This is a genomic window from Burkholderia sp. LMG 13014 (assembly GCF_905232215.1).
Classification (GTDB): Bacteria; Pseudomonadota; Gammaproteobacteria; order Burkholderiales; family Burkholderiaceae; genus Burkholderia.
Genome location: NZ_CAJNKE010000355.1, coordinates 1 through 6,284, shown reverse-complemented (window position 1 = coordinate 6,284; position 6,284 = coordinate 1). Strand labels below are relative to the sequence as shown.

Below are 6,284 nucleotides of genomic sequence, written 5' to 3'. Positions count from 1 at the left end.
GTCCAGCGACCGAACGCAGCTTCGAGCGACCGATTCGGGCAAACGCTTGGCAGGGCAAACCTGCGGCCAATAGATCGAAGGAATCAGCGGCCGATGTGGAAAGACCGAGTTCGGTCACGAGGTCGTGCGCTGAGCAAGCTACCATATCGCGAGGAAGCCGCCAGGGATCATCAGCGGAGCGGTCACCGCCGAAATTGAGCGCGTAACTGCGGGCGGCCTCATTGTCGATCTCAATGTGAGCCGTAAGGTCGAAGCCGGCAGTCTTGAGTCCCAGGGACAGGCCACCGCTGCCGGAACATATCTCGAGGGCGCGTGGTGCAGCCCCGGACTTAAGGCGCGTCAGCTTGTTATGCCGAATTTGTTGGTCAGCCGCAGCGATCATGAATCAAATATGCTTGGAGCTTTGTTCGAAGGTTAGGTAGATCGGCAGTCTCGCATTCCCAAATCACTGCGACCTTCCAGCCCAAGTCCTCAAGCTTCTTACGGACGCGCTCATCGCGGCCGACGTTATTCTCGAATTTTTCCTGCCAGAATTCAACGTTTGACTTGGGCGTATAGCAGTATTTGCAGTCTTTGTGTCGATGCCAGAAGCAACCATGAACAAAGATGACAGTTTTTCTCCCCGGAAACACAACGTCAGGACGTCCCGGAAGGTCGCGCCGGTGAAGACGGAAGCGAAAGCCAAGAGCATGGGCAGTCCGGCGAACGATCATCTCTGGCTGGGTATCCTTGCCGGAGATGCGACCCATCATGCGGGAGCGGACTTCGGGCGAGACCTTGTCCATGTACGTGCAATGCCATCAGCAAGCGGCGCGCATCTGCGCTCTGTAACGAAGGATAGCGCGTCTGAGTGAAGGTTGAAAACACACGCTTGGCGGATGTTTGCGCATGGTTCAGATCCGCTGGTCACGGGCCTGAGTTTGGATCTTGATCCAGCCAGTGGTAGGCGCTCGAAACCGGCTTTCGGCAAGACAGTGTCTTGACGTTGCGAGCTCTGCAGATCGATGAAAGAGCGCTGGAGATTTGGCGCAGGTTATTGATTTTAAACAAAAATTATATATTGGGGTGCGGGTGACTCGAACACTCGACCTGCAGATTGAAATCCGCAGGTCGAGAGAGTGATGCGATGGCCGCAGCTCGTACGAGAAGCGCGCTAACTTATTAGCACGCACTTGCAGAATTGCGGAATCTATCGAACTCACTCGTTCGGCTGACGGGAAAAATCAAACATCAATATTCCCCGCCCGCAACGCATTCGACTCGATAAACGCACGCCGCGGCTCGACGTCATCCCCCATGAGGGTAGTAAAGATCCCATCCGCCGCAATCGCGTCTTCGATCTGCACGCGCAGCAGGCGCCGCACGGTCGGATCCATCGTCGTTTCCCACAGCTGCCCGGGGTTCATCTCCCCCAGCCCCTTATAGCGCTGCTTCGACACGTTCCGCTCGGCATCCGCAAGCAGCCACTTCATAGCACTCTTGAAGTCCGCCACAGCCATGCTGCGCTCACCACGCTTGATGACCGCACCTTCCCCGATGAGCCCCTTGAACGTGTTCGCGGTAGTCACGAGCTGCTGATAATCCGCCGTGTGCTGGAATTCCTGGTCGATGACCGAAACCCGCACGTTGCCGTGATGTGTACGCTCGACGTGCAGCGACCGTTGTTCGCGAACCGGATCATACGAAGGCACCACGCGCACTTCGTTCTTCAGCGCTTCATCATGCAACGCCGCATGCAGCGCCTTCGCCGAAGCCTCAGTCGAAGCCTCGTTGGAAAGATCGATCACCACCCCGTCCATGATCGCTTCAAGCGCGGCCGGGTCATACAACCGGCTCAACCGCTCGATCACGCTCTTCGACAGCAGATACGACCGCGCCAGCTCCCCAAGCGCATCGCCCGAAATCACGGCCGCGTTCTCACCCGGCACCAGCTCCGACCCTTGCAGCGCCAACCGCAGCATGTGCGCGTTGAGTTCGACGTCATCCTTCAGATACCGCTCGTCCTTGCCCGCCTTGATCTTGTAAAGCGGCGGCTGCGCGATATACACGTACCCGCGCTCGATCATGTCCGGCATCTGGCGATAGAGGAACGTGAGCAGCAGCGTCCGGATGTGCGCACCGTCGACGTCCGCGTCGGTCATGATGATGATGCGGTGATAGCGCAGCTTGTCGAGGTTGTAGTCTTCCTTGCCGATGCCGCAACCCAGCGCGGTCACGAGCGTGACGATTTGCTCCGACGACAGCAGCTTGTCGTAGCGCGCCTTCTCGACGTTCAGCACCTTGCCGCGCAGCGGCAGGATGGCCTGGAACTTCCGATCACGCCCTTGCTTGGCCGAGCCACCTGCCGAGTCACCCTCGACGATGTAGATTTCGCACTTCGCCGGGTCTTTCTCCTGGCAGTCCGCGAGCTTGCCGGGCAGGCCGACGCCGTCGAGCACGCCCTTGCGGCGCGTCATTTCGCGGGCCTTCCGAGCAGCATCACGCGCCCGAGCAGCTTCGACGATCTTCCCGCAGATGATCTTCGCGTCGATCGGCGTTTCCAAAAGGAATTCTTCCAGCGCCTTCGCCACAACCTCTTCAACCGGCGCACGAACCTCGGACGACACCAGCTTGTCCTTCGTCTGCGAGCTGAACTTCGGCTCCGGCACCTTCACGGACAGCACGCACGACAGCCCTTCGCGCATGTCGTCGCCGGTCGTCTCGACCTTCGCCTTCTTCGCGATTTCGTTGTCGGTGATGTACTTGTTGATGACGCGCGTCATCGCGGCCCGCAGGCCGGTCAGGTGCGTGCCGCCGTCGCGCTGCGGAATGTTGTTCGTGAAGCACAGCACGTTCTCGTTGTAGCTGTCGTTCCACTGCATCGCGACTTCGACGCCCACGCCATCCTTCTCGCCGGTGGCGAAGAAAATCGTCGGGTGCAGGTTGGTCTTCGTCTTGTTGATGTACTCGACGAAGCCCTTCACGCCGCCGGCGAACGCGAAATCGTCTTCCTTGCCCGAACGCAGATCGGTGAGGCGAATCCGCACACCGTTGTTCAGGAACGAAAGCTCGCGCATCCGTTTCGCGAGGATGTCGTAGTGATACTCGACCGTGCCGAAAATCGTCGGATCGGCCATGAAGTGCACTTCGGTACCGCGGTTCTCGGTGTCACCCGTCACCAGCATCGGCGACACTTCGACACCATCGACCGTCTCGAGCACGCGATCCTGCGCGACGCCACGATGGAACTCCATGAACCGCTTCTTGCCGTCGCGGCGCACGGTGAGCCGCAGCCAGCTCGACAGCGCGTTCACGCACGACACACCCACGCCGTGCAGGCCACCGGAAACCTTGTAGCTGTTCTGGTCGAACTTGCCGCCAGCATGCAGCTCGGTCATCACGATTTCCGCGGCGCTACGCTTCGGCTCGTGCTTGTCGTTCATCTTCACGTCGGTCGGAATCCCGCGGCCGTTGTCGGTCACGGAAATCGAGTTGTCGGCGTGAATCGTTACGTGGATGTCGTTGCAGTACCCGGCCAACGCTTCGTCGATCGAGTTGTCGAGCACCTCGAACACGAGGTGATGCAGACCGGTGCCGTCCGACGTGTCGCCGATGTACATCCCGGGGCGCTTGCGCACCGCTTCCAGACCTTCGAGGATCTGGATCGACGAAGCGCCGTAGCTGCTGTTATCGGGTTGCGGATTGTGCTGTTCACTCATGGATATCTTCCGGTTCTGCGAGGCCACTCAAGCGGCGGCGCGGTGCGTTTCCTTGCGAAAACGCCGGGCCGCTCCAGTTTTCCTGGCCCATCCAAGGCACCGGTGAGGCACCAAAGGGACGGGTTGTCGGTTCGCCATAAAAACGCCAAAGGGGCTTGCCGCCCCCTGGTGTGTGTCTTGATGTCGCGCGCGTCAGATGCGCATCGGCATCACGACATACTTGAACTCTTCGTTCTCGGGCACCGTGATCAGCGCGCTCGAGCTGGCGTCGCCGAGGCTCACCTGCACGGTGTCGACCTTCAGGTTCGCGAGTACGTCGAGCAGATACGTGACGTTGAAGCCGATGTCGACGGTATCGCCCTGGTAGGCGATTTCCAGTTCTTCCTGCGCCTCTTCCTGATCGGCGTTGGTCGACATGATCTTCAGCTGGCCCGGCGCGATGATGCAGCGCACGCCCTTGAACTTGTCCGAGGTCAGGATTGCCGCGCGCTGCAGCGAACGCTGCAGTTCTTCACGGCCGATCTCGAACGAATTCTTGTGCGCTTTCGGGATCACGCGCTGGAAGTCGGGGAACTTGCCCTCGACGAGTTTCGACACGAGCTCGACCTGGCCGAACGTGAACTTGGCCTGGGTTTGCGCGATGTCGATGGTGACGGTGTCGTCGATGTCTTCGAGCAGGCGTTGCAGCTCGAGAATCGTCTTGCGCGGCACGATGACTTCCTGGCGGCCGAACGTGCCGCCTTCGAGCTTCATCGACGAGAACGCGAGGCGGTGGCCGTCGGTGGCCACGGCCATCAGCTGGTCGCCGTCGACGACGAGCAGCATGCCGTTCAGGTAGTAGCGGATGTCCTGCTGCGCCATCGCGAAGTGCACCATGCCGAGCAGCTGGCGGAACGACTTCTGCGGGACGGTCAGGGTCGCGCCGAAATCCTTCGCCTGCGCGACGGTCGGGAACTCGTCGGCCGCCAGCGTCTGCAGTGCGAAGCGGCTCTTGCCGGATTGAACGGTGAGGCGCTTGTCGGCGAGCGACAGCGTGACCTGGCCGTCAGGCATCGCGCGCAGGATGTCGAGCAGCTTGCGCGCCGCGACGGTGGTCGCGACCTGGTCGCCGCCGACGCCGAAATCGGCGCGCGTGGTGATCTGCAGTTCCAGGTCGGTCGACAGGAACGAAACGTCCGAGCCGTTCTTGGTGATCAGCAGGTTGGCGAGGATCGGCAACGTATGGCGGCGTTCGACGATGCCGCTGACCGTTTGCAGCGGCCTGAGGAGGGTGTCTCGTTCGGTCTTGACCAGTTGCATAGAGTTCCTTCGTTGAGTAACGGCCTGCAGCGCAGCAGCCTCGCAGCGCCCCGCCAGCCGGGCTCTTGGCCCGCCACCACCGGGGCGGTCAAACCAGTATTGTGCCTCAAAACCGAACCGCCCCCCTTAAATTGGGGCGGAGGCCGAATTATCAAGCGCGCCGCGCGCTCAGCCCTTCAGCGTCTGTTCCAGCACGTGCAGCTCGTGATTGAGCTGCGCGTCCTTGCTGCGTTCGTCGGCGATCTTGCGCACCGCATGCAGCACGGTGGTGTGGTCGCGCCCGCCAAACAGCTCGCCGATTTCCGGCAGGCTCTTCTGCGTGAGTTCCTTCGCGAGGTACATCGCGATCTGCCGCGGCCGCGCGATGTTCGCGGGACGCTTCTTCGAATACATGTCGGCGACCTTGATGTTGTAGAAGTCGGCGACGGTCTTCTGGATGTTCTCGACCGAAATCTGCCGGTTCTGCACGGTCAGCAGGTCCTTCAGCGCTTCCTTGGTCAGCTCGATCGAGATCTCGCGGCCGTGGAACTTCGAATACGCGAGGATCTTGCGCAGCGCGCCTTCGAGTTCACGCACGTTCGAGCGCAGGTGCTTCGCGACGAAGAACGCGACGTCTTCCGACAGGTTCACGCATTCCGACTGCGCCTTGCGCATCAAAATCGCGACGCGCATTTCCAGCTCGGGCGGCTCGATCGCGACGGTGAGGCCCGAGTCGAAGCGCGAGATCAGGCGATCGTCGATCCCCGAGATTTCCTTCGGATACGTGTCGCTGGTGATGATCACCTGCGCCTTGTTCGCGACCAGCGCCTCGAACGCGTAGAAGAATTCCTCTTGCGTGCGCGACTTGCCGGAGAAGAACTGAATATCGTCGATCAGCAACAGGTCGAGCGAGTGGTAGTAGCGCTTGAAGTCGTCGAACGCCTTGCGCTGGTACGCCTTCACCACATCCGACACGTATTGCTCGGCGTGGATGTAGCGGATCCGCGCGCCGGCCTTGTCGAGCAGCAGCTGGTTGCCGATCGCGTGGATCAGGTGGGTCTTGCCGAGGCCGACGCCGCCGTACAGGAACAGCGGGTTGTACGAGATGCCCGGGTTGTCCGCGACCTGGATCGCGGCGGCGCGTGCGAGCTGGTTCGCCTTACCGGTCACGAAGTTGTCGAACGTGAGCACGGGGTTCAGCTTCGAGCGTTCGTACATCGAATCGGCTTCGCCACCGCCGGCGGGCGCGGCACCCGGGCCCGGGCGCCACGTGCGACGGCCGGCGGCCGCTTCGTGCGCGGGCAGGCT

General features: G+C 61.2%; 5 protein-coding genes. All 5 read right to left on the bottom strand.

Annotated features, from left to right (window positions below):
- A partial coding sequence (locus tag JYJ84_RS25830; protein WP_205185644.1) for a DNA cytosine methyltransferase occupies nt 1-382 on the bottom strand: 382 nt, incomplete at its 3' end.
- Nucleotides 366-785, bottom strand: coding sequence for a very short patch repair endonuclease (locus tag JYJ84_RS25825; RefSeq protein ID WP_175222386.1), 420 nt, complete (start codon nt 783-785; stop codon nt 366-368). The genes JYJ84_RS25825 and JYJ84_RS25830, both read right to left, overlap by 17 nt.
- A 438-nt stretch (nt 786-1,223) precedes the next feature.
- On the bottom strand, nt 1,224-3,698 hold the full coding sequence (gyrB, locus tag JYJ84_RS25820) for a DNA topoisomerase (ATP-hydrolyzing) subunit B (protein WP_174985665.1): 2,475 nt from the start codon (nt 3,696-3,698) through the stop codon (nt 1,224-1,226).
- 192 nt (nt 3,699-3,890) lie between these two features.
- Nucleotides 3,891-4,997, bottom strand: a complete 1,107-nt coding sequence (dnaN, locus tag JYJ84_RS25815) for a DNA polymerase III subunit beta (protein WP_122943982.1) — start codon at nt 4,995-4,997, stop codon at nt 3,891-3,893.
- Nucleotides 4,998-5,165: 168 nt separating this feature from the next.
- Nucleotides 5,166-6,284, bottom strand: a 1,119-nt coding sequence (gene dnaA / locus JYJ84_RS25810; RefSeq protein ID WP_205189600.1) for a chromosomal replication initiator protein DnaA, incomplete at its 5' end; no start/stop codon positions are given.

Bases quoted from the DNA above. Each gene is read 5' to 3' on its own strand.
- JYJ84_RS25825 (WP_175222386.1), bottom strand. From the start codon at position 785: ATGGACAAGGTCTCGCCCGAAGTCCGCTCCCGCATGATGGGTCGCATC.
- gyrB (WP_174985665.1), bottom strand. From the start codon at position 3,698: ATGAGTGAACAGCACAATCCGCAACCCGATAACAGCAGCTACGGCGCT.
- dnaN (WP_122943982.1), bottom strand. From the start codon at position 4,997: ATGCAACTGGTCAAGACCGAACGAGACACCCTCCTCAGGCCGCTGCAA.